General features: G+C 67.5%; 15 protein-coding genes. 8 read left to right on the forward strand and 7 right to left on the reverse strand.

Annotated features, from left to right (window positions below; all coding sequences use genetic code 11):
- Positions 1-4: 4 nt before the first annotated feature.
- Together U5809_RS03320 and U5809_RS03325 are read right to left on the reverse strand one after the other, a co-directional pair.
- Positions 5-163, reverse strand: a complete 159-nt coding sequence (locus tag U5809_RS03320) for a hypothetical protein (RefSeq protein ID WP_174991229.1) — start codon at positions 161-163, stop codon at positions 5-7.
- Positions 164-673: 510 nt separating this feature from the next.
- Positions 674-2,320: a S8 family peptidase gene (locus U5809_RS03325; RefSeq protein ID WP_322085516.1), complete on the reverse strand. Its 1,647-nt coding sequence runs from the start codon at positions 2,318-2,320 to the stop codon at positions 674-676.
- A 423-nt stretch (positions 2,321-2,743) separates the two neighbouring features.
- Here U5809_RS03325 and U5809_RS03330 point away from each other — a divergent pair, with 423 nt between their 5' ends.
- The 3 genes from U5809_RS03330 to U5809_RS03340 all read left to right on the forward strand — a co-directional run bounded on the left by U5809_RS03330 (position 2,744) and on the right by U5809_RS03340 (position 5,730).
- Positions 2,744-3,640 carry a glutamate/aspartate ABC transporter substrate-binding protein gene (locus tag U5809_RS03330; protein ID WP_322085517.1) on the forward strand — a complete coding sequence of 299 codons (897 nt, stop codon included), beginning with the start codon at positions 2,744-2,746 and terminating at the stop codon, positions 3,638-3,640.
- Positions 3,641-3,941: 301 nt separating this feature from the next.
- The gene (locus U5809_RS03335; protein WP_322085518.1) at positions 3,942-5,189 is read left to right on the forward strand and encodes a multidrug effflux MFS transporter; all 1,248 of its coding nucleotides are present in this window, start codon (positions 3,942-3,944) and stop codon (positions 5,187-5,189) included.
- 19 nt (positions 5,190-5,208) lie between these two features.
- Positions 5,209-5,730, forward strand: a complete 522-nt coding sequence (locus U5809_RS03340) for a GNAT family protein (RefSeq protein WP_322085519.1) — start codon at positions 5,209-5,211, stop codon at positions 5,728-5,730.
- A 28-nt stretch (positions 5,731-5,758) separates the two neighbouring features.
- On the opposite strand, the gene U5809_RS03345 is transcribed toward U5809_RS03340, so the two are convergent.
- The 3 genes from U5809_RS03345 to U5809_RS03355 form a co-directional block, all read right to left on the reverse strand.
- Complete coding sequence (locus tag U5809_RS03345; RefSeq protein WP_322085520.1) at positions 5,759-6,448, reverse strand: hypothetical protein; 690 nt, start codon at positions 6,446-6,448, stop codon at positions 5,759-5,761.
- 158 nt (positions 6,449-6,606) lie between these two features.
- The gene (gene pbpC, locus U5809_RS03350) at positions 6,607-8,850 is read right to left on the reverse strand and encodes a penicillin-binding protein 1C (RefSeq protein ID WP_322085521.1); all 2,244 of its coding nucleotides are present in this window, start codon (positions 8,848-8,850) and stop codon (positions 6,607-6,609) included.
- A gap of 10 nt (positions 8,851-8,860) precedes the next feature.
- The gene (locus tag U5809_RS03355; RefSeq protein ID WP_322085522.1) at positions 8,861-14,902 is read right to left on the reverse strand and encodes an alpha-2-macroglobulin family protein; all 6,042 of its coding nucleotides are present in this window, start codon (positions 14,900-14,902) and stop codon (positions 8,861-8,863) included.
- Between the two features lie 304 nt (positions 14,903-15,206).
- On the opposite strand from U5809_RS03355, the gene U5809_RS03360 reads away from it, so the two are divergent.
- From U5809_RS03360 to U5809_RS03380, 5 genes are all read left to right on the forward strand, one after another.
- Entirely contained in the window at positions 15,207-15,713 is a 507-nt protein-coding gene (locus U5809_RS03360; protein WP_049028374.1) for a sugar dehydrogenase complex small subunit, read from the forward strand.
- Positions 15,713-17,332 carry a GMC family oxidoreductase gene (locus U5809_RS03365; protein ID WP_322085523.1) on the forward strand — a complete coding sequence of 540 codons (1,620 nt, stop codon included), beginning with the start codon at positions 15,713-15,715 and terminating at the stop codon, positions 17,330-17,332. The genes U5809_RS03360 and U5809_RS03365 overlap by 1 nt, the downstream gene beginning before the upstream one ends.
- A gap of 2 nt (positions 17,333-17,334) precedes the next feature.
- A complete protein-coding gene (locus U5809_RS03370; protein ID WP_322085524.1) occupies positions 17,335-18,612 on the forward strand; it encodes a cytochrome c in 1,278 nt (425 codons plus the stop codon).
- Between the two features lie 172 nt (positions 18,613-18,784).
- On the forward strand, positions 18,785-19,204 hold the full coding sequence (locus tag U5809_RS03375) for a DoxX family protein (RefSeq protein WP_322085525.1): 420 nt from the start codon (positions 18,785-18,787) through the stop codon (positions 19,202-19,204).
- A 63-nt stretch (positions 19,205-19,267) separates the two neighbouring features.
- Positions 19,268-20,371 (forward strand): porin, encoded by a 1,104-nt coding sequence (locus U5809_RS03380; RefSeq protein ID WP_059240317.1) that lies wholly within the window; start codon positions 19,268-19,270, stop codon positions 20,369-20,371.
- 86 nt (positions 20,372-20,457) lie between these two features.
- Here the strand turns inward: U5809_RS03380 and U5809_RS03385 are convergent, their stop codons facing one another.
- Both U5809_RS03385 and U5809_RS03390 read right to left on the reverse strand, forming a co-directional pair.
- The gene (locus tag U5809_RS03385; protein ID WP_322085526.1) at positions 20,458-21,777 is read right to left on the reverse strand and encodes an MFS transporter; all 1,320 of its coding nucleotides are present in this window, start codon (positions 21,775-21,777) and stop codon (positions 20,458-20,460) included.
- Positions 21,778-21,819: 42 nt separating this feature from the next.
- Positions 21,820-23,004 carry a M20 aminoacylase family protein gene (locus tag U5809_RS03390; RefSeq protein WP_282509326.1) on the reverse strand — a complete coding sequence of 395 codons (1,185 nt, stop codon included), beginning with the start codon at positions 23,002-23,004 and terminating at the stop codon, positions 21,820-21,822.
- Positions 23,005-23,048: the final 44 nt, after the last annotated feature.

Genomic DNA, 23,048 nt, shown 5'->3' on the forward strand with positions numbered 1-23,048 from the left:
GACGTTATCGACGCACGAGCGCTCCCCGCCGCGTCGCGTCAGGCGCGATCGGCTGTGGATCGGTAAAGGCGGGAACGCTCGCCGGCGCGCGTGATGCGGTCGGCGTGTCGATGCGCAGCGTCGCACCGGCGAGCGGTAATCGACTACTGTCGTCTGAGTTCATCTGCACTCCTGTCGGTTGCGGATAGTCGGCACGGGCGATCGGCAGCCGCGCACGCACGAAGGCGCGCGGCCGGACGGCACGCGAACGGAGGGCGCACGCGGCTGGCGCCGCGCGCAACGCGAACGCACACGCGCGACGGCGCGTCGCGTGCATTCGACAACATCGAAAAATTCGGCGGGAGATCTGGCCCGTAGTCAGGCCGGAAAGACGCCGCATCCTGCTTCCCGGGATGCGGCAGAAGACGAGGCTCTGCGCGTTTTCCTCAGGCAGCAGTCAAGTTGGTCAAGCACCAACTACAACTCGCATCGGTGTTCACAGAACACTCCATGTAATTAGACGGGAGCGATGGTAATGGCTCGCTGTGCGAAGCGTCAACCCTTTTGTCAGGTGTTATTTCGAGACGTGTAATCGGGTCGATGCGGGCACGCGGAATCGCCGGAGGGCCGGTAACGAAACGGCCGCGCACACGCCATGGTGGCGTGCGCGCGGCCGCGTCGAACCGGGTGCCGGTTACAGGTTTGCCGACGCGACAGCGGCCCCTGCATCGAGGATGCCCGAGCCTGCCGGCATCGCGGTGCACGACGTGCCGGCGGCCAGCTTCGCCGCGCGCGTGCCGCCTTGCAGCTTCTGCTGGATCTGCGCGGGCGTCAGGTTGCCGTTCACCGACAGCATCAGCGCGGCGACACCCGTCACTTGCGGCGTCGCGAGGCTGGTGCCGTTCGCGGGGCCGTAGGTGTCCGAGCCCGGCGTCGTCGTGCCGGTGTTCGACGTCGACAGGATGTTGACGCCCGGCGCGCTCAGCGCGACATCGGCGCCGAAGTTGCTGAACGATGCGCGGCGGCCCGTCGCGTCGGTCGCGCCGACGCTGATCACGCCGCGGCAGTTCGCGGGCTGGTCGAGCCCGGTCGACAGGCCGTCGTTGCCGGCTGCGACGATGACCGTCACGCCCTTCGCCGTCACGTCGTCGATCGCCTGCTGGAACGTCGTGCTGCATGCGCCGACGCCGCCGAGGCTCAGGTTGATGACCTTCGCGGGCCGCGGGTTCGTCGGGACGCCGTTGACGGCGATGCCGGCTGCCCAGCGCATCCCGTCCGCGATGTCGCTCGTCACGCCGCCGCACTTGCCGAGTACGCGTACCGGCAGGATCTGGCCGAGCCACGACACGCCGGCGATACCGGTGCCGTTGTTGGCGGTCGCGCCGATCACGCCCATCACGCGCGTGCCGTGCCAGCTGCTGTCGCTTGGCTGGCTCGCGCAGTGATAGTACGGGCCGTTTGCGTTGTCGAGTTCCTGCTGCGTGACCCAGTCGCCCGGATCGGTCGCGTCAGGGCTGCGCGTCAGGCCGTTGTTGCTGGTGTTGACGTTGCTGATGAAGCTGTAGCCGGACAGCAGGTTGCCGACGAGGTCGGCGTGCGGCCGGTAGCCCGTGTCGAGTACGGCCGTGACGACGGTCGGCGAACCCTTGGTCACGCTCCACGCGGGCGGCAGGTCGATTCCGGCCGTCGGATCGGACAGGTACCACTGCTGGCTGTAGAGCGGGTCGCTCGGCGTGTCGCGAACCTGCATCGGGTGATCCGGTTCCGCGTAGTCGACATCGCTGTCGGCCGCGAATGCCTGCGCGAGCGCGGCTGCGTCGGTCGCTGCCATGCGCTGGCCGAGCGACAGCACGGCTGCGCCGTTCGAGATCGTCCGCTCGACCTGCACGTTCACAGGCGCTTGCGCGACCGAACTCGCATAGGCACGCGCGCTGCCGGTCACCGGTGCCGTCCAGCGCGTCATCGAGCGCTGGATGACCGCGTCGAGCCGCGTCCCGTTGTCGATGGCGGCCATCGCGCGCGTGGCCGTCAGCGTCTTCAGCTTGACGATCAGGTGATCGACGGGCGGCTCGACCGGCGCCGTCTGCGCGGCCATCTGCACGGCGGCCTGCTGCGTGGCGCACGCGTTGCTGCCGGTGGAGGCGGGTGGGGTCGTGGGGGTAGTGGGCGTGGGGGACGGCGTCGGAGCCGGTGCAGCGTTGGAGGAGGAAGGGTTGCTGCCGTCGCCGCCGCCTCCGCCGCAACCGGCGAGGGGTAGAAGGGCGGCGGCGGACAGCATGCCGGCGAGCATGCGCGCGTGTGCGGAGCGCGCCAGCGCAAAATTGAAACGTTTGGCTCTCATGTTGAAACTCGATCCTCGTAGATAACCGTCGTGCCGGCGGTGGCGCTGGTCCGGCTGACCCGGACCTTGTCTTTTTTTGTCTGACGGTTGCAGCAAGGTTGCTGCGACGCGCCATGCACTGGGTAACGGCCTGCGCGGCGGCTTCTTGAGTGCCTTTCACGAGAAAAACAGAGGGGGCCGCAAACGGTTACGTTGCTGCGTTGCGGCATGAACACGTGTTTGGAACGGGTGGCACAGATAGGGGGGCGAGTCCGCGCGCGGCCGGTCAGGCCAAACGTGCGGCGCGGACGCGATTGGCGCGGCACGGAAAACGTCTTTCACGGCGCGGCCGGGGTGGAAGGTTGTTTACGCTTTCCCTGATGCGACGCGAATATTGTCGGGCGTAGGATCGCGATTCGATCAACGTTTCATCAGGAGAAAAGCATGGATCGCCGCTTCCGTTTGCTGGCTGTCGCGCTGTCCTGTGCGCTGGCGGGCGCCGCGCACGCGCAGGCCCTCACCGGTACGCTGAAGAAGATCAAGGACACGGGTGTCGTGTCGCTGGGCATTCGCGAATCGTCGGTGCCGTTCTCGTATTCGGACAACCAGCAGAAGAACATCGGCTACTCGCGCGATATCGCGTCGCGCATCATCGACCAGTTGAAGACGGAACTGAACGCGCCGAACCTCACGGTAAAGGAAATCCCGATCACGTCGCAGAACCGGATTCCGCTGCTGCAGAACGGGACGATCGATTTCGAATGCGGCTCGACGACGAACACGCTCGAACGGCAGAAGCAGGCCGCGTTCTCGAACAGCATCTTTTTATATGGCATCCGCTTCAGCACGCGCAAGGATTCGGGCGTGAAGGACTTCTCGGACCTGGCCGGCAAGACGGTCGCGACGACGGCCGGCACGTCGGACGAGCGCCTGTTGCGCAAGCTCAACGAAGAGAAGGCGATGAACATGACGATCATCAGCGCGAAGGATCACGCCGAAGCGTTCATGAACGTCACGACCGGGCGTGCGGTGGCATTCGTGATGGACGAGCCGCTGCTGTACGGCGAGATCGCGAAGGATCGCAATCCGGGCGCGTATACGGTGACGGGCACGCCGCTCGTCCACGAGAACTACGCGTGCATGATGCGCAAGGACGATCCGGCGTTCAAGCATGTCGTCGACGGCGTGATCGCGAAGCTGCAGACATCGGGCGCGGCCGAGAAGCTCTACAACCAGTGGTTCACGCAACCGATTCCGCCGAAGGGCGTGAGCCTCGACTACCCGTTGTCGGCGGAGATGAAGCAGCTGTTCAGGAATCCGACGGACCAGGCGCAGTATTGATCCGGTCATCGCGATGAAAGGCCGCCGGCGGATGCCGGCGGCTCGGGAGCGGGGCGAAACGCGTCAGCGGTCGAGTGGATGACCGGCTCGCGTGGCGGGCGGGCCGGCACAACGACGGAACCGCCCCGGAGCGCGCATTTCAGGATGTGCGGCAATCGGCATTCAACCGCGCCTGCGCCATGGGAATCCTGTCGCGCGATGCAACAACAGGCACAATACGGGATTCGCCACGACCGCACGCATGTTCGCAATTCGAACATTAGCGGCGCGTCACTGCTGCCCGAGATCCTTCCCAGTCGTCATGAACGCCACGCTCAACTCCGCGCGCGAGTCGAATTCGCCGCGCTTCCTGCTGTTCCTGATCTGCCTGTTTTCGTCCGCCGGTCAACTCGCCATCGATATTTACGTGCCCGCGCTGCCCGATATGGCACGGTCGTTCGCGACCACGCCGCAGGCGATCCAGTCGAGCGTGTCCGGCTACATGGCGGCCTATGCGCTCGGCCAGCTGATCTTCGGCCCGATCGCCGACGCGTACGGTCGCAAGCGCGTGCTCGCGTTCGGGCTCGTGATCTACACGATCGGCTGCCTGCTGTCGCTCGGCGCGCCGAATCTCGAGACGTTCATCCTGGCGCGCTGCCTGCAAGGATTCGGGATCGCGACCACCAACCTGCTCGCGAAGGCGATCATCACCGATTCGTTCTCGGGCCAGGCGCTGATGCACGCGTTCACGTATATGTCGATCGCGTGGGGGCTCGCACCGATCATCGCGCCGGTGATCGGCGCGCACCTGCAGGAATGGTTCGGCTGGCGCGCATGTCTCGTGTTCCTGCTGGTGTACTCGCTGGCGATGTGGGCGCTGCTGTGGCACTACCGTGAAACCTTGCCGAAGCCGGTGCACCTCGAGCCGCGCACGCTGATGACGAATGCGGGCAAGGTCCTGGCGAGCCCGGTGTTCCAGAGCTGCTTCCTCGCGCAGGGCCTGTGCTACAGCATCCTGCTCGTGTTCAACATCGTCGGACCGTTCATGGTGCAGACCACGCTGCACAAGCCGCCAACCTTCTTCGGCTACCTCGCGCTCGGGATCGGGCTGATGTATTTCCTCGGCGGCCTGTCGAACCGGATTCACGGCCGCGGGCTGCCGAGCGCGGAGCAACGGCTGCGCATCGGCGCGCGCGTGATGGCCGGCGCATCGGTCGCGATGCTGGTGCTCGCGTTGACCGTCGGCCTGCGCGTGTGGACGCTCGCGACGCCGGTGCTCGTGATGGGCTTCTGCGCGGGTGCGATGTATCCGACGCTGATGGCCAAGGGCAATTCGCTGTTTCCGCATATCGCAGGGCTGACGAGCGCGATCCTCGGCTGCGCGCTGCTGCTCGTGTCGTCCGCGATGATGGGGCTGGCCGGTTTCGTGTCGATCCATGTGCTGACGCCGCTTGCCGTGTTCTTCGTCGCGCTGTCGTTCATCGTCGTATGGATGGTGACGAAGCTGCTGCGCTACCTGTCGCAGCAACAGGCCGCGCCCGTCGTGTGCGGGAGCGGGGAGGCCGCGTAAGCGCTGCCTGCCGACCACCATGAACCGGATCCTGCTGAACCGCGTCGCCCGATCCGACGCCGCCGACCTGATCGCCGCCAACCGCGCGAGCCGGCCTCACCATCTGCCGTGGGTCGACTCGTTCATCGACCAGGCGGGATTCGACCAATGGTTCACCCGCTGCCTGACGGGGCCGAACGTCGGCCTCGTCGCGCGCGAGCAGGCTTGCGGCGCGGTGGTCGGTGTCGTGAATCTCAACGAGATCGTCGGTGGCGTGTTTCAGAGCGCGTATCTCGGGTACTACGGGATGGCGGATTTCAGCCGCAAGGGGCTGATGACGGATGCGCTGCGCGCGGCCATCGCCATCGCATTCGGCGAGCTGGGTCTGCATCGGCTCGAAGCGAACATCCAGCCGGGCAACCACGCGTCGATCGCGCTGGTGCGGCGGCTCGGCTTCACGAAAGAGGGTTTTTCGCCGCGCTATCTGCGCATCGGCGGCGAGTGGCGCGACCACGAACGGTGGGCGTTGCTGGCCGACGGCGAGCGCGAAGCGGGCGCGTGACGTCCGTTCTTCCTCGGTGCCGGACTGCCTACAGCGGATGTGCGGCGCCGGCCTGCGCCAATAACGAAACGGCGGCCGGATCGGGCTGTCCGTTCGAATCGATCGCGCCTGCCCTGGCCAGCGCGACGAGGTCGCTGTCGACACCCGGTTGCCCGACCACGAACGATGTGGTCAGGAACGCAGGCGTCGCGAGCGTGACCGCATAACGCTGCTGCAGGTTCGACACCACGGCCGATTGCGCGGCCTGGACCGCGTTCGGGTCGTTCATCACCTGCTGATCGTGCAGGCTGCCCTGGAAATTACCGATCAGCCCGGCCGTGTTCGTGCCGAGCTGGGCCGCGAGATACACGAGCATCAGCTCGGTCTCGGGCGTCGTATTGAAGGTGCCGCCCGCATACGCAAGTGAATGCAGGCTCGTGCCGCCCGACGTGACGGTGATGACGCACGGCAGCGTGGCGTTGACCGTCACGCGGTAGTTGCCGCCGCCGTCCGTCAGCGTCGTCGCCGAGCCCGCCGCGCAACTGACCGTCACCTGCGCGCTCGCGAGCGCGTCGCCCGTCGCGGCCGTGCCAGACAGCGCGACGGTCTGCGTATTGTTGTTGAAGCAGACATCGACACCGAAGCAGGCATCGCCGTTGCACGCCTGGAGGGCTGCGAGCGTTGCAACGCACAAAGCGCCCAGCGCGGGGCGGGTGAAGCGTTCGTGGCGAATGGTCATGGTCGCGGGCAATCGGGAGAATGGGGCAACCGGCGAGCGTCGGGAATGCGGCGCTGTTCTCATTCTAGGTCCCGGATCGGCGTGCTGCTTGCCCGTTTGACCCGGTCGCGACGACATCGACGCAAATGCGTCCGTGTCGGGGCTGGCCCCTCACCCGTTCAGGGCTTGCGCGCGGCCGTCTTCGCGAACGCGCCGCGCACCTCGAAGCTGATCGCATCCGCGACGTTGCCGCGTGCGTCGACGAGTTCGAGCCGGTGCCGTCCCGGCCACGGCAGCCACGCGACACGATCGGCATGCCCGATCACCTTGTCGTCAAGCCGCCACGCAAACTTCGTCGCGTGCCCGGCCGAGCGCTCGAACCAGATGCGCTGGTTCTTCGGCGGAATGTCGGGGTCGATCGCGAAGATCGTGCCGTCGGTCGGCGCGCCGATCGTCAGCGGCGCACGCGCACCGCCCTGGCCCGGCGTGACGGGCGCGGCGAGCCGGATCGTGTCGACCGCCGTCCCGGACAGGAACCACTCGTTGCGTGCCGGCTCGATATCGCGTTCGAACGCGATGCGGCGCGTCTCGACGCCGGCCGGCGCGCGCGGCGCACGGCTCGGCAGGTCGCGCTGCAGGTAGCCGACGACGGCCGACCACACGGGCGACGCGCCCGTGACGCCCGACACGTCCCACATCGGCGAGCCGTCCGCATTGCCGACCCACACGCCGACCGTATAGCGCGACGTGTAGCCGACGGTCCAGTTGTCGCGCATGTCCTTGCTCGTGCCGGTTTTGACGGCCGAGAAGAAGCGCGTCGCGAGCGGGTTGTCGAAGCCGAACGTGCGGACGCGCGCGTTGTTGTCGGACAGGATGTCGGTGATGACGAAACTGGCCGCCTCGCTGAACACGCGCGTGCCGCTGTCCGTACGCGCAGCCGCTGCCGTGCCGGACGCCGGTGCCGGAACGGCGGCCGGCAGGTCGACGACCTTGCGCGCGACGCCGCCGTTCGCGAGCGCGCGATACGCGTTGGTCAGCGACAGCAGCGTGACGTCCGCACTGCCGAGCGCGAGGCTGAAGCCGTAGTAATCGCCTTCCTGCGCGAGCGGCAGGCCGAGCGCGGTCAGCGTGCGCGCGAAGCGGTGCGGCGTGACGAGCACGAGCGTGCGCACGGCCGGCACGTTCAGCGAGCCGCCGAGCGCGCTGCGCACGCTCACCCAGCCCTTGAAATCCTTGTCGTAGTTCTGCGGAATGTACAAGCCGCCGCCGGCGGCGAGGTTGATCGGCGCGTCGTCGAGCAGCGACGCGGCCGTCAGCCGCTTTTCGTCGAGCGCCTGCGCGTAGAGGAACGGCTTGAGCGTCGAGCCGGCCTGGCGCGGCGCGAGCACGGCATCGACGTCGCGCGCGCTCGACAGCGCACCCGACGACCCGACCCATGCGCGAATCTCGCCGGTCGCGTTGTCGATCACGACGACCGCACCGTCCTGCACGTTGCGCCGGTGCGCGGGTGCGTTGAGTTCGGTCAGCGCGCGCACCAGCGTGTCGCGCGCGAAGCGCTGCAGCGGTGCATCGAGCGTCGTGCGCACCTGCGCGCCGGCCGCCGGTTTGACCTCGGCCGCGATGCGCCGCGCGAAGTGCGGGGCGAGGGCGGCGCCGTCGTCGCGCACCGCGTTGGCCGGGCGCGCAACGACGAGCTGCACGTAACCGTCGAGCGATGCGCACGCCTGCTCGGCATGCATGTCGCGCAGGATCCGGCATGCACGCTCGGCGATCTTCGCGGGCGCCGCGTTGGGCGCGCGCACGAGCGCGGCCGCGATCGCGGCTTCGCGCGCGTCGAGGCCCGACGGCGCCTTGCCGAACAGCACCTGCGACAGCGCGCCGAGCCCGACCGTCTCGCCGCGGAACGGCACCAGGTTCAGGTAGGCCTCGAGCACCTGGTCCTTGCGCCAGCCGCGTTCGAGCAGCAGCGCGTTGACGGCCTGCGAGGCTTTCTGCGGCAGCGAGCGCTGGCCCGACCGACGCGGCGAATCGCTGAGCAGCCCGGCGAGCTGCATCGTGACGGTCGACGCGCCGCGCGTGCGCTCGTTCCACAGGTTGCCCCATGCGGCACCGGCGATCCCGCGCCAGTCGACGCCGCTGTGTTCGTAGAAGCGCTTGTCCTCGGACACGACGATCGCTTCGCGAAACGCCGGTGACACATCCGCAAGCGACACCCAGTCGCCGCGCCGTTCGGTGAGGTCGACGCGCGTGCGCTGCAGCGGCGTGCCGTCGCGCGCGAGCAGCACCCAGTCGGAGCTGCGCCAGTTGCGGCGCACTTCGTCGTAGCTCGGCAGCGCGTGCGCGACGAGCGGCACGGCCAGCACGACGGCGACGAATACGCGGCCGGCGAAACGCGCCGGCCGCGGCATTACCTGATCGATCATCGCTTGCTCGTTACTTGCCCGCGTCGGCCGGCTTCACGGTCATCGGCGGGTTCGGCCACAGGCCGTACACGGACGGTGCGTACAGCGCCTCGACGCGCGTCGGCGGCAGCCCGAAGGTGCCGACGTTGTTCAGGCGCACGGTGTACTCGACCGAGAATTTGCCCTTCGGCAGATAGTCGTAGTACGCGCGGTAGCCGTCGAAGTCGCGCTCGATGAACGTCGGCCACGCGCCGTCGGGCGTCTTCTCGCCCTGCGTCGCCGCCTCGGAATCGCGGCCGAGGCCCGAGCCGAGGATCGTCGCGCCGGCCGGAATCGGGTCGTTGACCGCAACCCACGTCATGTCGCTCTGCGCATCGATGTCGAGATGCACGCGCACGACGTCGCCGCGCGTCAGCACGCCCTTGACGGCCGGCGAGACCGGCGTGACGGTCTTAGTGATCCGGTAGCCGGCCGCGAACGGCGAGCGCAGCGGCACGGCCGCGAGGCTTTCGACCGTCGCCCACGGGCGGCCCGTGCCGTCTTGCGTGACGGACAGCGTGGCCGGCCCCTGCGACGCACGCGGCCACGGCAGCATCACGCTGCGGGCCGCGGCGGCGCGGGTGGCCGGGGTGGCCGACGCAGCCGCGTCGGCGGGCGCGGCCGCCGGCGCCTGCGACCACGCGATCGAGCGCTCGTCGCCGCCCAGCGCGACCTTCGTCGCGCCGGCAACCGGCGTGCTTTCGTAGGTGCGCGAGAAGCGCTCGACCGCGAGCAGGCCGAGCGCGTTCGACGTCGTCGTCTGCCATGCACCCTGGCGCTGCAGGGCGAGCAGGCCGGCCGTCACGCGCGGCATCTCGTCCTTCCACGCCGGGTCGCCCGCGAATTCCAGCGCGAGACGCGCAGCGTTGGTCTCGTTGCTAGTCATCAGCCACCACAGGTCGTCGTCGCGCGCGGTCGAGAACACGAGCTGCGTGCCCTGGTACGTCAGGCGCGCACGCAGGATCTGTTCGACCTGCGCGCGTTTCTCGTCGCGTTGCGGGATGTCCTTCACGCGCGTCAGGATCGCGTGATAGTCGATCACGGCCGACGTCGGCCACTGGTTCGGCGCGATCTCGATCGAGCCGAGCATGCGGCCTTGTGCGGCGCCGAAGCGCGACAGCGCCTCGATCGCGGCGAGCTTGCGCAGGTCGCGGTCCTGGCGCGGCGCCCACGCGTTGCGCTCGATGCGGCCGTCGACGAAGCGCGCGAGCCCGGCCTCGAGCTGCGTGCGCAGGTCTTCCGGCAGCGCGAAGCGCGGATCGAGGCGGCTGGCTTCGTCCGACACCACGAGCAGGTATGACGACAGCGTCGGGCTGCCATGGTGCGAATCGTCGGACGACGGCGGGAAGTAGCTCGCGAGCCCGTCACCGTCGAGGTAGACGGGCATGCGGGCGACCAGCGCCTGCCATTGCGCCGGGTCGCGCAGGCCGATCGCGCGCGACGTCTGCTGTTCGAGGCAGCGGTACGGATAGCGCTCGAACCAGCGCTTCACGCCGGGCAGCCCGTCGGCGAGCTTCGACTGCAACGACACGGCGATGCCGCCGCGCGGCAAGCCTTGCGCGTTGTTCGCGGCGCCGGCCGGGGAGGCCACCGGCACCGTCAGCGTGCCGTCCACTTGCGCGAGCGTTGCCTGCTGCACCGTGACCGGCAGCGCGGGCACCACCTTTTGCGCAACCGCCAGCGCGTCGGACGCTCGCTTGCCGCCTTGCTCGGCCGCTTCGATGCGCCAGTTCAGCGCACCGGCCGCGTCGAGCGCCTGCTCGGGCACGGTGATCGTCCACGCGACCTCGGTCGCCGCATTGGCCGCGAGCGACACGGTTTGCGGCGCGACCTCGAGGCCCGTCACGCGCGGCGTCACGACAATCTGCATCGCGCGGTCGGTCGTGTTGCGCAGCGTGACCTGCGCACGGAACGCGTCGCCTTCGCGCACGAGCGGCGGCAGGCCGGAGATCAGTTGAAGATCCTGCGTGCTGCGGATCGACGTGCTGCCCGTGCCGAAGCGGTCCGGGCCGACCGCCGCGATCGCGACGATCCGGAAGCGCGTGAGCGCGTCGTTCAGCGGCACCTCGACCGTCGCACTGCCGTTTGCATCCAGCGTCACGCGCGGATTCCACAGCAGCAGCGTGTCGAACAGCTCGCGCGTCGGCGCGCTGCCGCCCCCACCGCCGGCCGGCACGGCCTTGCGGCCGAAGTGACGGCGACCGACGATCTCCATCTGCGCGGTGGCCGTTTCGACACCGTACGCACGCCGGCGCAGCATCGCGTCGAGCAGGTCCCAGCTGTTGTTCGGCATCAGTTCTAGCAGCGCCTCGTCGACGGCCGCGACCGCGATCTGCGTGCCGGCCGGCGCGGGCTGGCCGTTCGGCAGCGTGACCTTCACGTGCGCCTGCGCCTTGCTGCGCACCGTGTAGCGCGTCGCATCGGTCGTCACCGTCACGCCGAGACGGTGGACGCCCGTGCCGACCTTGATCTCGCCCAGGCCATAGCGGAACGCGGGTTTCGACAGGTCGACGAACGCGGTCGGCGCCTCATAGTGGCGACCTTCGCGCCAGAACGCTCGCGCCCACTCGACGGGCGCTTTCCAGCCCCACGTGAAGAACGAGTACCACGGCACCTCGCGAATCCGGCCGCGCAGCGCGAGCACCGACACGTACACGTTCGGCCCCCACGATTCGTCGACCTTCAGGTCGACGGTCGGGTTCTTGCCGTTCAGCTCGACGATGTGCGTTTCCATCACGCCGCCGCGTTCGACCGCGACGAGCGCCGTTGCATAGCGGAACGGCATGCGCACCTGGAAGCGGGCCGTTTCGCCCGGTTCGTACGACGTTTTCTCCGGGATCACGTCGATCCGGTCGGTGTTGTCGCCGCCGAACCAGAGTTCGTCCTCGCGCGTGACCCACACCGACGTCGATGCATTCGACGTACGGCCGTCGCCGTCCTTCGCGACCGCGATCAGCTGGATGTTGCCGGCTTGTTCAAGCGTCGCGTCGCAGGCCATGCGTCCCTTGTCGTCGGTCTTGCCCGAGCACAGCACGCCGAGGTCGCGCGTGTCGCTCTTGTTGTCGTACGCATAGAAGCCGCCGACCATCCGCTTGCGCGACGACGTCGTGATGTGCGCGACACCCTTGATCTCGATCGGCACCGAGGCACGCGGCTTGCCCTGCAAATCGACCGCCAGCGCCTGCACCGGCACGCGCTGGCCGACCGACACCCAGCGGCCGGCCTTGACGCCGGCCACCACCGCGGCCGGCCACAGGATCGTGTCGCCGCGGATCGTCTGCACTTCGCCGTTCGGGTCGGCGAAGGTTGCTTCGAGCGCGATGCGCTTCGGCGCGTCGACGTCGGGCAGGCCCTTGAGCGTGACCGAGCCCGCGCCGTTGCGGTCGAGCGTCAGCGGCAGCTTGTCGGCGATCAGCTTCGTCGTGTCGGGATCGTTGTTCGACGCCGATGCGTTGTCGCCGTCCTGCGAATCGTCGTCGGCATTGCCGTCGCCCTTGTCGGGTCGATACGGCGTGAAGCTGAAGTCCTCGAAGCGATCCGCGAACGGCGGCGATGCCCACTTCATCAGCGCCGACACCTGCACGGGCAGGTTCGATGCGCCACCGCCGGACACGTAGTCGATCTGCACCGCGAGCGGCGCTTCCTTCACGGCGACGAGCGGGCTCTTCTGCGCGTCGCGTGCGCCGATCGAGCCTTTCAGCACCGGCAGGCGGAATGCCTCGACGCGGAAGCTGCCGCTGTAGTAGGTGGCCGTCGGCGCGTCTTCCGGGCCGCCTTCCAGCTCGACGCTGTATTCGCCGAGCTTCGCGGCGGCCGGCAGCGTGAACTGTGTGTCCGCGCTATGGTCGGCCGCCCACGTGAGCGGCAGCTTGTAGGTCTGGCCCGTGCCGAGATGGCGGATCGTCACGCGCGTCGGGTACTGCGACGGGAACGCGAGGCTCTGCAGCGTCTCGGTACGGATGAAATGCTTCATCGACACGGTTTCGCCGGCGCGCAGCAGCGTGCGGTCGAATACCGTATGCGCACGCACGGTCGGTGCGCTGTCGGTGTCGGTCGGCACGTTGAAGCGCCACGATTCGATTCCGCGGTTCCAGCCCGAGCTGACGAACGCCATGTCGGGGCCCGTCTTCGGATCGTTGACGCGGGCCGACACGAAGTAGTCGTCGAAGCGCTGCTCCGACGAGCTGCATGCGCGCTTCGGCTCGAACGGCCCGTCGATCTTCAGCAGGCCTTGCGCGTCGGTCGTGCCGGCCGCGATTTCATCGCCGTTGCAGTCCGACACGCGGATCTGCGCGTTCGGCACCGGCTTGCCCTTGTCGAGCGTCGTGACCCACACGAGGTTGTTCTCGCGGCCCTGTTTCAGGTGCACGCCGAGGTTCGTGACGAGCACGGTGGTGCGCACGTACATGCTCGACGGCTTCGCGAGCAGCGAGCGACCGAGTGCGGGCGACGCGAGTTCGAGCACGTAGAAGCCGGGCTTGTCGATCGGCACGCCGACCACTTCGAACGGGCGCAGCGTCTTCGGGTCGGCGGGCGGCAGCGTCAGCGTCTGCGCGCCGGGCTCGCCCTTGAGCAGCGACAGCGAGCGCACGTCGATCCGACGATTCTTCGGCGCGGGCTGCTTTTCGCCGGCTTCGAGCGGCACGTAGACAGGGTGCTGGCCCTTGCGGTCGAGCAGGCCGGGAATCTGATTGTCGATCGAGCCGGCCGTCATCGACCAGTTGTCGAAGCGGTCGACGGTGCGCATCCACTGGCGGATCGCCGTGTTGTTCTCGACCTTCAGGTTCGCGAATTGCGCGCCGCCCGCGTTGAGGCCGGCGATATGCAGGTCGGCCTCGACGTTGCGCAGCGTGACGGGCACGAGCGCGGGCGTATCGGGTTCCGCGAAGCGCTCGACGATCCCGAACGTGCCAGACGAGAATTTCGCGAGCGGTGGCATCGGCGCGGTGCGCGTCGCCAGCGGGAACAGGTCGGCATTCGACAGCGGCCGGTCGGTCACGTCGCGCAGGCCCGACGGCAGTTCGATCGTCAGGCCGGCCTGCGCGGGCAGCGGCGGGTTGAACGTGACGGTGGTGACTTCCTCGCTCTTGTCGTCGGCCGCGAAGGTCGGGTTCAGCGAGCCATCGGGGCCGCGCAGCTTGATCGCTTCGGCGTTCTTGCGCGAGATCGGCGCATTGAACGACAGCGTGAGCGGGCGCAGCGGCGTGCAGGGCGCCTTCGCGTTCTCGCGTTCGCACGAGAAGCTCGCGGCAAACGGCGCGCGTACGGTGAAGTCGAAGCGTCGTTCGGTTTCATTCGCGATGCCGCTCGGGCTTGCGACACCCTTGCCGTACACGAGCTGCATCTTCGCGCTCGCCGGCAGCGCCTGCGAGCATGACAGCGTCAGCACGCGCGCGGCGTCCTTCTTCAGACCAAAATGATCGAGCAGTGCGTTGCGCGCATCGTCGTCGGCAGCCGTGACCGGGATGCGGTTGCCGATGCCGGCGGCCTCGCACCAGATGTTCGCGAGCGCCGAACGTGGCTCTGCCGGGCCGTTCAGCTTCATCACGAAGATCTGCCGTTCCTCGATCTCGCGCGAGCCGGGGCGTACCGACACGGGGAACGGGCCGCCCGTCTGGAACGTGAAGCGGCGTGGGCCGCTCGCCGCATTGCCGGCGACCGAGCGCAGCGTGTCGTTGAGCGCGACCGAGCAGCGCACGCCGGGCGGCAGGTCGTTTTCGAAATCGTAAACCCAGGTCTTGTCGTCGAGCCAGTGACCCTGGCCACGCGCGGCTGTCGAATCGTTGCAGGTGACGCGTGCGGGATTCGGCGCGGAGGCCGAGCCAAACGCGACCATCGGTTCGTCGAACTTGACGACGCTCTGTCGGACTTCGGTGACGGTGCCTTGCGGCGACACGCTCACCGTGCGCGCCGCGCCCGCGTGCAGCGACAGCGCCGCCGCGCCGCCGAGCACCGCGACGGCGCCGATGCGCCAGAGCAGCCGGGTGGTGTGGTTGGTACGATTCGCGTTGTTGTGTTTGTCGTGCTGCTTCATCGCTCGATTGCCCTCGGAGGGAAGCTTTCTGTTTGATTGCACGCGATTCTAACCGACCGTCATGCACGCGCATCGCGGTGCGCGGTGTGTCGTCGGCATGCGACACTGGTGTCGGCGCCGCAGATTTGTCGCGTCAACGACACAAAAATGCAGCGAAATGTCGATTGTCTCGGATTGCGGAACATTAAATGGACTATAAAAAGATTGTTCGATCCGATTTGTGCGCGTACATTTCAGATCCGCGCCAATGTTTGAGAAATATCAAGCGTGGTTTTCCCGAATCCGGTGTTCGAGAGAAGGAAACATGCACAACGACAACACTCCCCACTCGCGTCGCGAAAGCGACGCAACCGCAAGCGGTATCACGCGGCGTCAATGGCTGCAGGGCGCACTGGCGCTGACGGCGGCGGGCCTCACGGGCTCGCTGGCGTTGCGGGCCCTGGCCGACGATCCCGGCACTGCGCCACTCGATACGTTCATGACGCTCTCCGAAGCATTGACCGGCAAGAAGGGGCTGAGCCGCGTGCTCGGCGAACGCTTCCTGCAGGCCTTGCAGAAGGGCTCGTTCAAGACGGCCGACAGCCTGCCGCAACTTGCCGGCGCACTCGCGTCCGGTTCGCTGAATCCCGATCAGGAAGCGCTCGCGCTGAAGATTCTTGAAGCGTGGTATCTCGGCATCGTCGACAACGTCGTGATTACCTACGAAGAAGCATTAATGTTCAGCGTCGTATCCGACACGCTCGTGATTCCCTCGTATTGCCCCAACAAACCCGGCTTCTGGGCCGAAAAACCGATCGAGAGGCAAGCCTGATGGCCGATACCGATACGCAAAAAGCCGACGTCGTCGTCGTCGGATCGGGTGTCGCAGGCGCGATCGTTGCCCACCAGCTCGCGATGGCCGGGAAGTCCGTGATCCTGCTGGAAGCCGGCCCGCGCATGCCGCGCTGGGAAATCGTCGAGCGCTTCCGCAACCAGGTCGACAAGACCGATTTCATGGCGCCGTATCCGTCGAGCGCATGGGCGCCGCATCCGGAATACGGTCCGCCGAACGACTACCTGATCCTGAAGGGCGAGCACAAGTTCAACTCGCAGTACATCCGCGCGGTGGGCGGCACGACGTGGCACTGGGCCGCGTCGGCGTGGCGTTTCATCCCGAACGACTTCAAGATGAAGACGGTGTACGGCGTCGGCCGCGACTGGCCGATCCAGTATGACGACATCGAGCATTACTACCAGCGCGCCGAGGAGGAGCTCGGCGTGTGGGGCCCGGGCCCCGAGGAAGACCTGTACTCGCCGCGCAAGGAGCCGTACCCGATGCCGCCGCTGCCGTTGTCGTTCAACGAGCAGACGATCAAGAGCGCGCTCAACGGCTATGACCCGAAGTTTCACGTGGTGACCGAGCCCGTCGCGCGCAACAGCCGCCCGTACGACGGCCGGCCGACTTGTTGCGGGAACAACAACTGCATGCCGATCTGCCCGATCGGCGCGATGTACAACGGCATCGTGCACGTCGAGAAGGCCGAGCAGGCCGGCGCGAAGCTGATCGACAGCGCTGTCGTCTACAAGCTCGAGACCGGGCCGGACAAGCGCATCGTCGCCGCGATCTACAAGGATAAGACCGGCGCCGACCATCGCGTCGAGGGCAAGTACTTCGTGATCGCCGCGAACGGTATCGAGACGCCGAAGATCCTGCTGATGTCCGCGAACCGCGATTTCCCGAACGGCGTCGCGAACAGCTCCGACATGGTCGGCCGCAACCTGATGGACCACCCGGGCACCGGCGTGTCGTTCTACGCGAACGAGAAGCTGTGGCCGGGCCGCGGCCCGCAGGAGATGACGTCGCTGATCGGTTTCCGCGACGGCCCGTTCCGCGCGACCGAAGCCGCGAAGAAGATCCACCTGTCGAACATGTCGCGCATCAACCAGGAGACGCAGAAGATCTTCAAGAGCGGCAAGCTGATGAAGCCCGCGGAACTCGACGCGCAGATCCGCGACCGTTCCGCGCGCTTCGTGCAGTTCGACTGCTTCCACGAAATCCTGCCGCAGCCCGAGAACCGCATCGTGCCGAGCAAGACGGCCACCGACGCGGTCGGCATCCCGCGCCCCGAGATCACGTATGCGATCGACGATTATGTGAAGCGCGGCGCCGTGCACACGCGCGAGGTCTACGCGACGGCCGCGAAGGTGCTCGGCGGCACCGAAGTCGTCTTCAACGATGAGTTCGCGCCGAACAACCACATCACGGGCGCGACGATCATGGGCGCGGATGCACGCGACTCGGTCGTCGACAAGGATTGCCGAGCGTTCGACCATCCGAACCTGTTCATCTCGAGCAGCTCGACGATGCCGACCGTCGGTACGGTGAACGTGACGCTGACGATCGCGGCGCTCGCGCTGCGGATGTCGGACACGCTGAAGAAGGAAGTCTGACCGTGCGGAAATCTACTCTCACCTTCCTCCTCGCCGGCTGCCTCGCGCTGCCGGGGCTCGTACGCGCGGCCGATGCGGTCGATCCGGCGCTGGTCAAGCGCGGCGAATACCTCGCGGTCGCGGGCGACTGCATGGCATGCCATACCGCGAAGGGCGGCAAGCCGTTCGCGGGCGGTCTCGGCATGCCGATCCCGATGCTCGGCAAGATCTACACGAGCAACATCACGCCCGATCCCGAGACGGGCATCGGCAACTGGACGGCCGAGGACTTCGAGCGCGCGGTGCGTCACGGGGTGTCGAAGAACGGCGACAACCTGTATCCGGCGATGCCGTACGTGTCGTACGCGAAGATCAACGACGACGACATGCAGGCGCTGTACGCGTATTTCATGCACGGCGTCGAGCCGGTCAAGCAGGCGCCGCCGAAGAACGAGATCCCCGCGCTGCTGAGCATGCGCTGGCCGCTGAAGATCTGGAACTGGCTGTTCCTGAAGGACGGCGCGTACGAGCCGAAGCCGGCGCAGAGCGCCGAGTGGAACCGCGGCGCGTATCTGGTGCAGGGCCTTGCCCACTGCAGCACGTGCCACACGCCGCGCGGCATCGCGATGCAGGAGAAGTCGCTCGATGAAAGCGGCGGCAGCTTCCTGTCGGGTTCGGTGCTCGCGGGCTGGGACGGCTACAACATCACGTCCGACGCCAACGCGGGGATCGGCGGCTGGACGCAGCAGCAGCTCGTCCAGTACCTGCGCACCGGTAGCGTGCCGGGCCTCGCGCAGGCGGCCGGCCCGATGGCCGAGGCGATCGAGCACAGCTTCTCGAAGATGACCGAAGCCGATATCGGTGCGATCTCGACGTACATCCGCACGGTGCCGGCGGTTGCCAGCGGCGACGCGAAGCAGTCGCGTTCGTCGTGGGGCAAGCCGGCCGAGGATGGCCTGAAGCTGCGCGGCGTCGCGCTCGCGTCGTCGGGCATCGATCCGGCGCGGCTGTACCTCGGCAACTGCGCGACCTGCCACCAGATGCAGGGCAAGGGCACGCCGGACGGCTATTACCCGCCGCTGTTCCACAACTCGACGGTCGGCGCACCGAATCCGACCAACCTCGTGCAGGTGATCCTGAACGGCGTGCAGCGCAAGGCCGGTAGCGAGGATGTCGGGATGCCGGCGTTCCGCCACGAGCTGTCGGATGCGCAGATCGCCGCGCTGACGAACTACGTGACCGGGCAGTTCGGCAATCCGGCCGCGAAGGTGACCGAGCAGGACGTCGCGAAGCTGCGCTGATGCGGCGCGCAACGAAGCAGGGCGACAACGGACAAGAGGAGGCGCACAGCACATCGGGCGGGCCCGATGCCGGTTGTTGCAGGGCGGGGCGGGCGGCGCAGGCGGCCGCCCGTCCTGGTTCGTTGGCAATCCGGTGCGCGTAGGCCGCGCATCGTTTTCGTTGGTCGAGACCATGACACCGAATCAACCGTTTCTCGCGTCCCAGCGCGATGTGCTGCTGCTGCTGTCCCGGATCCTGCTCGTGATCCTGTTCGTGATGTTCGGCTGGAAGAAGATCGTCGACTTCCCCGGTACCATCGCGTTCATGGGCTCCGAAGGCGCGCCCGCGCCGATCATTTCCGCGGCGATCTCGGTCGTGATGGAGCTGTTCGCCGGGATCGCGATCCTCGTCGGCTTCCAGACGCGCCCGCTTGCGCTGCTGCTGGCGCTCTATACGATCGGCACCGGCATCATCGGCCATCACTACTGGACGATGACGGGCGGCGAGCAGATCGACAACATGATTCATTTCTACAAGAACATCGCGATCGCGGGTGGCCTGCTTGCACTGTGCGCGGCGGGCCCCGGTCGATATTCGATCGATCGCGGATAAACAGACCCTGGGTGCGCGCATGGGGCGCGCGCGGGAAGGTCGAGACTCCGAGGGGGCATCATTTTGCGACTTAAACATTTCGCATGGCTGATTGCGGCCGCCACACCGGCGGCTGCCTTTGCACAGACGAGCGTGATGCTGTACGGCCGGATCGACGGCGGCATCGAATACCTGAACCACATCGCGACGCCCAACGGCAGCAAGTCGCGCTGGAGCGCGGAAGGCGGCGACTGGGGCACCAGCATGTTCGGCCTGAAGGGCTTCGAGGATCTCGGCGGCGGGCTGTCGACGGTCTTCAACCTGGAGACCGCATTCCAGGTGATGAACGGCACGACGGGCGGCGGGCGCATGTGGTCGCGGCGCGCATATGTCGGGTTGAAGAGCGACACGTGGGGCCAGTTGCAGGCCGGCCGCAACCTGTTCATCGACAGCGACGGCGTGTGGGAATTCGATCCGTTCGTCCAGCAGGCGTTTTCGTCCGCGTCGCTCGTGCGTGGCCGCAACTGGCAGCAGAGCAGCAACAACATCGAATATCACAGCCCGGTGATCGGCGGCTTCGACGTGCAGGCGCAATATGCGTTCGGCAACCAGTCGCGCGGCTTCAACTACGGTGCGGCCGACGATTTCGGCCGCTCGGACGGGATCATGATCTCGTACCACTCGCCGGTGTTCGACGTGCGCGGCATGTACGACGAGCTGCGCGACAACAACGGCAAGTTCAGCAACATCTTCACGGCGTCGCGCGAGTACTTCGTCGGCGCGAACGTGAAGGTGTCGAAGTTCAAGATCCAGGGTGCGTATACGCACTACCAGGCGCCGGACAGCCCGGCCGGCGTCGCCGATCGCGCCGATCACTACTGGCTCGGCGCGACCTATGCGGCGAATCCGCAATGGGCCGTGACGGCCGGCGGCTATTACGTGAAGGTGGGCGACGGCGGCAGCGACGCATCGCACGATCCGTCAGGCCACGCGATGATGTACGTGCTCGGCACCACGTACAACCTGTCGAAGCGCACGTTCCTGTACGGCACGGTCGCCTATGTGCGCAACGGCGGCAACTCGAACTTCTCGCTGCTGGCGACACCGCGGGATGCGACGTCGGGCACGAGCCCGCTTGCGGGCGAGTCGCAGACGGGTGCGTATGTGGGGATGATGCATACGTTCTGAGCGGGGCAACGCCAGATACGCAAAAGGCACGGGTCGTCGAACCCGTGCCTTTTTCTTTTGCGGCATGCGGCAGCTTCGGCCGCCGCTCAGTCGAGCGACTTCCCCGCCTTCTCGTCCATGCAGCGAATCGCGAGCAGCGTGAACACGCCGCAACCGATCGCATACCACGCGGGCGCATTCGCGTTGCCGGTCGCCGCGATCAGCCACGTGACGAAGAACTGCGCGAAGCCGCCGAAGATCGCGACGCCGACGCTGTACACGAGCGCGCCGCCGGTTGCGCGCACCGCGCGCGGGAACAGTTCGCCGAGCATCGCGCCCGTCGCACCGATGTTGATCGCGTGCACGATCGACAGCGCGGCGATGATCGACAGCAGCGACGCCGCGCCCGGCCAGCGGTTCAGCGCGATGAACGCCGGGTAGATCGCGACCATCAGCACGATGCGCGTCCACCAGACGATCCGGTTGCGCCCGTACACGTCGGACAGGTGGCCGCCGATCGGCGTCACGAGCATCAGGATCGCGCCGGCGACGCAGCCGGCCGTCATCGACAGCCAGGTCGGCAGGTGCAGCACCTGCACGCCGTAGATCGCCATGTAGAACACGATGATGTAGTGAATCGACGTGCCGCCGATCGTCACGCCAAGGCCCGCGAACACGGCCTTGCCGTGATGGCGCAGCACGTCGGCGAGCGGCAGCGACGCAACCGGTTCGTCGTGCGCGGCGGCGGGCGTGGCAGCCGGCACTTCCTCGACTGTACGGCGCAGCCAGTAGCCGAGCGGAACGAACAGCGTGCCGATGATGAACGGTACGCGCCAGCCCCAGCTTTCGAGCTGCGCGGCATTCAGCGTCGACGTCAGTGCGACGCCGGTGAGCGCGCCCGCGAGCGCGGCGAGCCCCTGGCTCGAGAACTGGAACGATGCGTAGAAGCCGCGCCGATGCTGGGGCGCCTGTTCGAGCAGCAGCGTCGTCGACGCGCCGACTTCGCCGCCTGATGCGAACCCCTGCAGCAGACGCGCGAGCACGAGCAGCACCGGTGCGGCGATGCCGATCTGCGCGAAGGTCGGTGCGACCGCGATCGTCGCGGTGCCGAGCGCCATCAGCAGCAGCGTGAGGATCATCGCCTTCTTGCGGCCGGCACGGTCGGCATACATGCCGATCACGAGCCCGCCGAGCGGCCGCGTGACGAAGCCGACGCCGAAGCTCGCGACCGCGAGCATCAGCTGCCCGAACGGCGAGTGCACCGGGAAGAACAGCTTGCCGATCAGGATCGCGAAGAAGCTGTAGACCGTGAAGTCGTAGAACTCGAGCGCGTTGCCGACGGCGGCGGCAGCGATCAGCCGGCGTTTCTTTGCGGCGGCGCGGGCATCGACCGGCGTGCCGGCGAACGGAAGGGCGGACGTTTCCATGGGGTTCCCCCGGTAAGCGCGAAACTGCGTGGTGAAGGGCTGTCAGGCCGCGAGCCAGGCTTCGGCGACGCGAACCCAGTAGCTCGCGCCGATCGCGAGAATGTCGTCGTTGAAGTCGTAGCCGGGGTTGTGCACCATGCAGCCGCCCTTGCTGCCGATCCCGTTGCCGATGAATGCGTAGCAGCCGGGGCGCGCCTCGAGCATGAACGCGAAATCCTCGCTGCCCATCAGCGGCGCGGAGTCGGTTTCGACGCGGTCGGCGCCGAGCATCTGGCGCGCGATGTCGGCCGCGAACGCAGTCGGTTCCGCGTGATTCACGAGCACCGGGTAGCCGTAGTCGTAGTCGACTTCCGCCGTGACGCCGAAGCTTTCCGCCTGGCCTTTCGCGAGCGCTTCGATGCGGCGCGCGAGCAGCGCGCGCACGTCGGCGTTCAGCGCGCGCACCGACAGCTTCATCACGACGGTTTCGGGAATGATGTTGAACGTTTCGCCGGCCTGAACGCTGCCGACCGTGATCACGGCCGCATGCTGCGCATCGACCTCGCGCGCGACGATCGTCTGCAGCGCGACCATGATGCTGCCCGCGGCCGACATCGGATCGCGCGCGAAATGCGGCATCGCGCCGTGGCCGCCGACGCCGCGCAGCGTGATCGTCACGCGGTCGGCCGACGCCATCGCGGCACCGGTGCGGAACGCCATGTCGCCGGCCGCGCGGCCCGGCATGTTGTGGATCGCGAAGATCGCGTCGCACGGGAAGCGGTCGAACAGGCCGTCGTCCATCATCGCCTTCGCGCCGCCGAAGTTTTCCTCGGCCGGCTGGAAGATCAGGTTCAGCGTGCCGGAGAACTGGCGCGTTGCCGCGAGGTGGCGCGCCGCGCACAGCAGCATCGCCGTGTGGCCGTCATGGCCGCATGCATGCATCTTGTTCGCATGGCGGCTCGCGTACGGCAGGCCCGTGGCTTCCGCGAGCGGCAGCGCGTCCATGTCGGCGCGCAGCCCGACCGTGCGCGTGCCTTGCCCTTCGCGCAGCACGCCGACGACGCCTGTCTTGCCGATGCCGCGATGTACTTCATAGCCCCAGCCGGTGAGCAGCTCGGCGACGAGATCGCTCGTGAGCGTCTCTTCGAACGCCAGTTCGGGATGAGCATGGATGCGGCGGCGCACCTCGACCAGTTCGGGCGCGATCGCGGCGATGCCGGGGATGACGGGGTTCACGGCTTGCAGCATGGTGTCTCCAGTGGGGCCGAAGGGGCGTTTGACGCGTATATGAC

The organism is Burkholderia sp. BCC1999, assembly GCF_905339975.1.
In the GTDB taxonomy this organism is placed as follows: domain Bacteria; phylum Pseudomonadota; class Gammaproteobacteria; order Burkholderiales; family Burkholderiaceae; genus Burkholderia.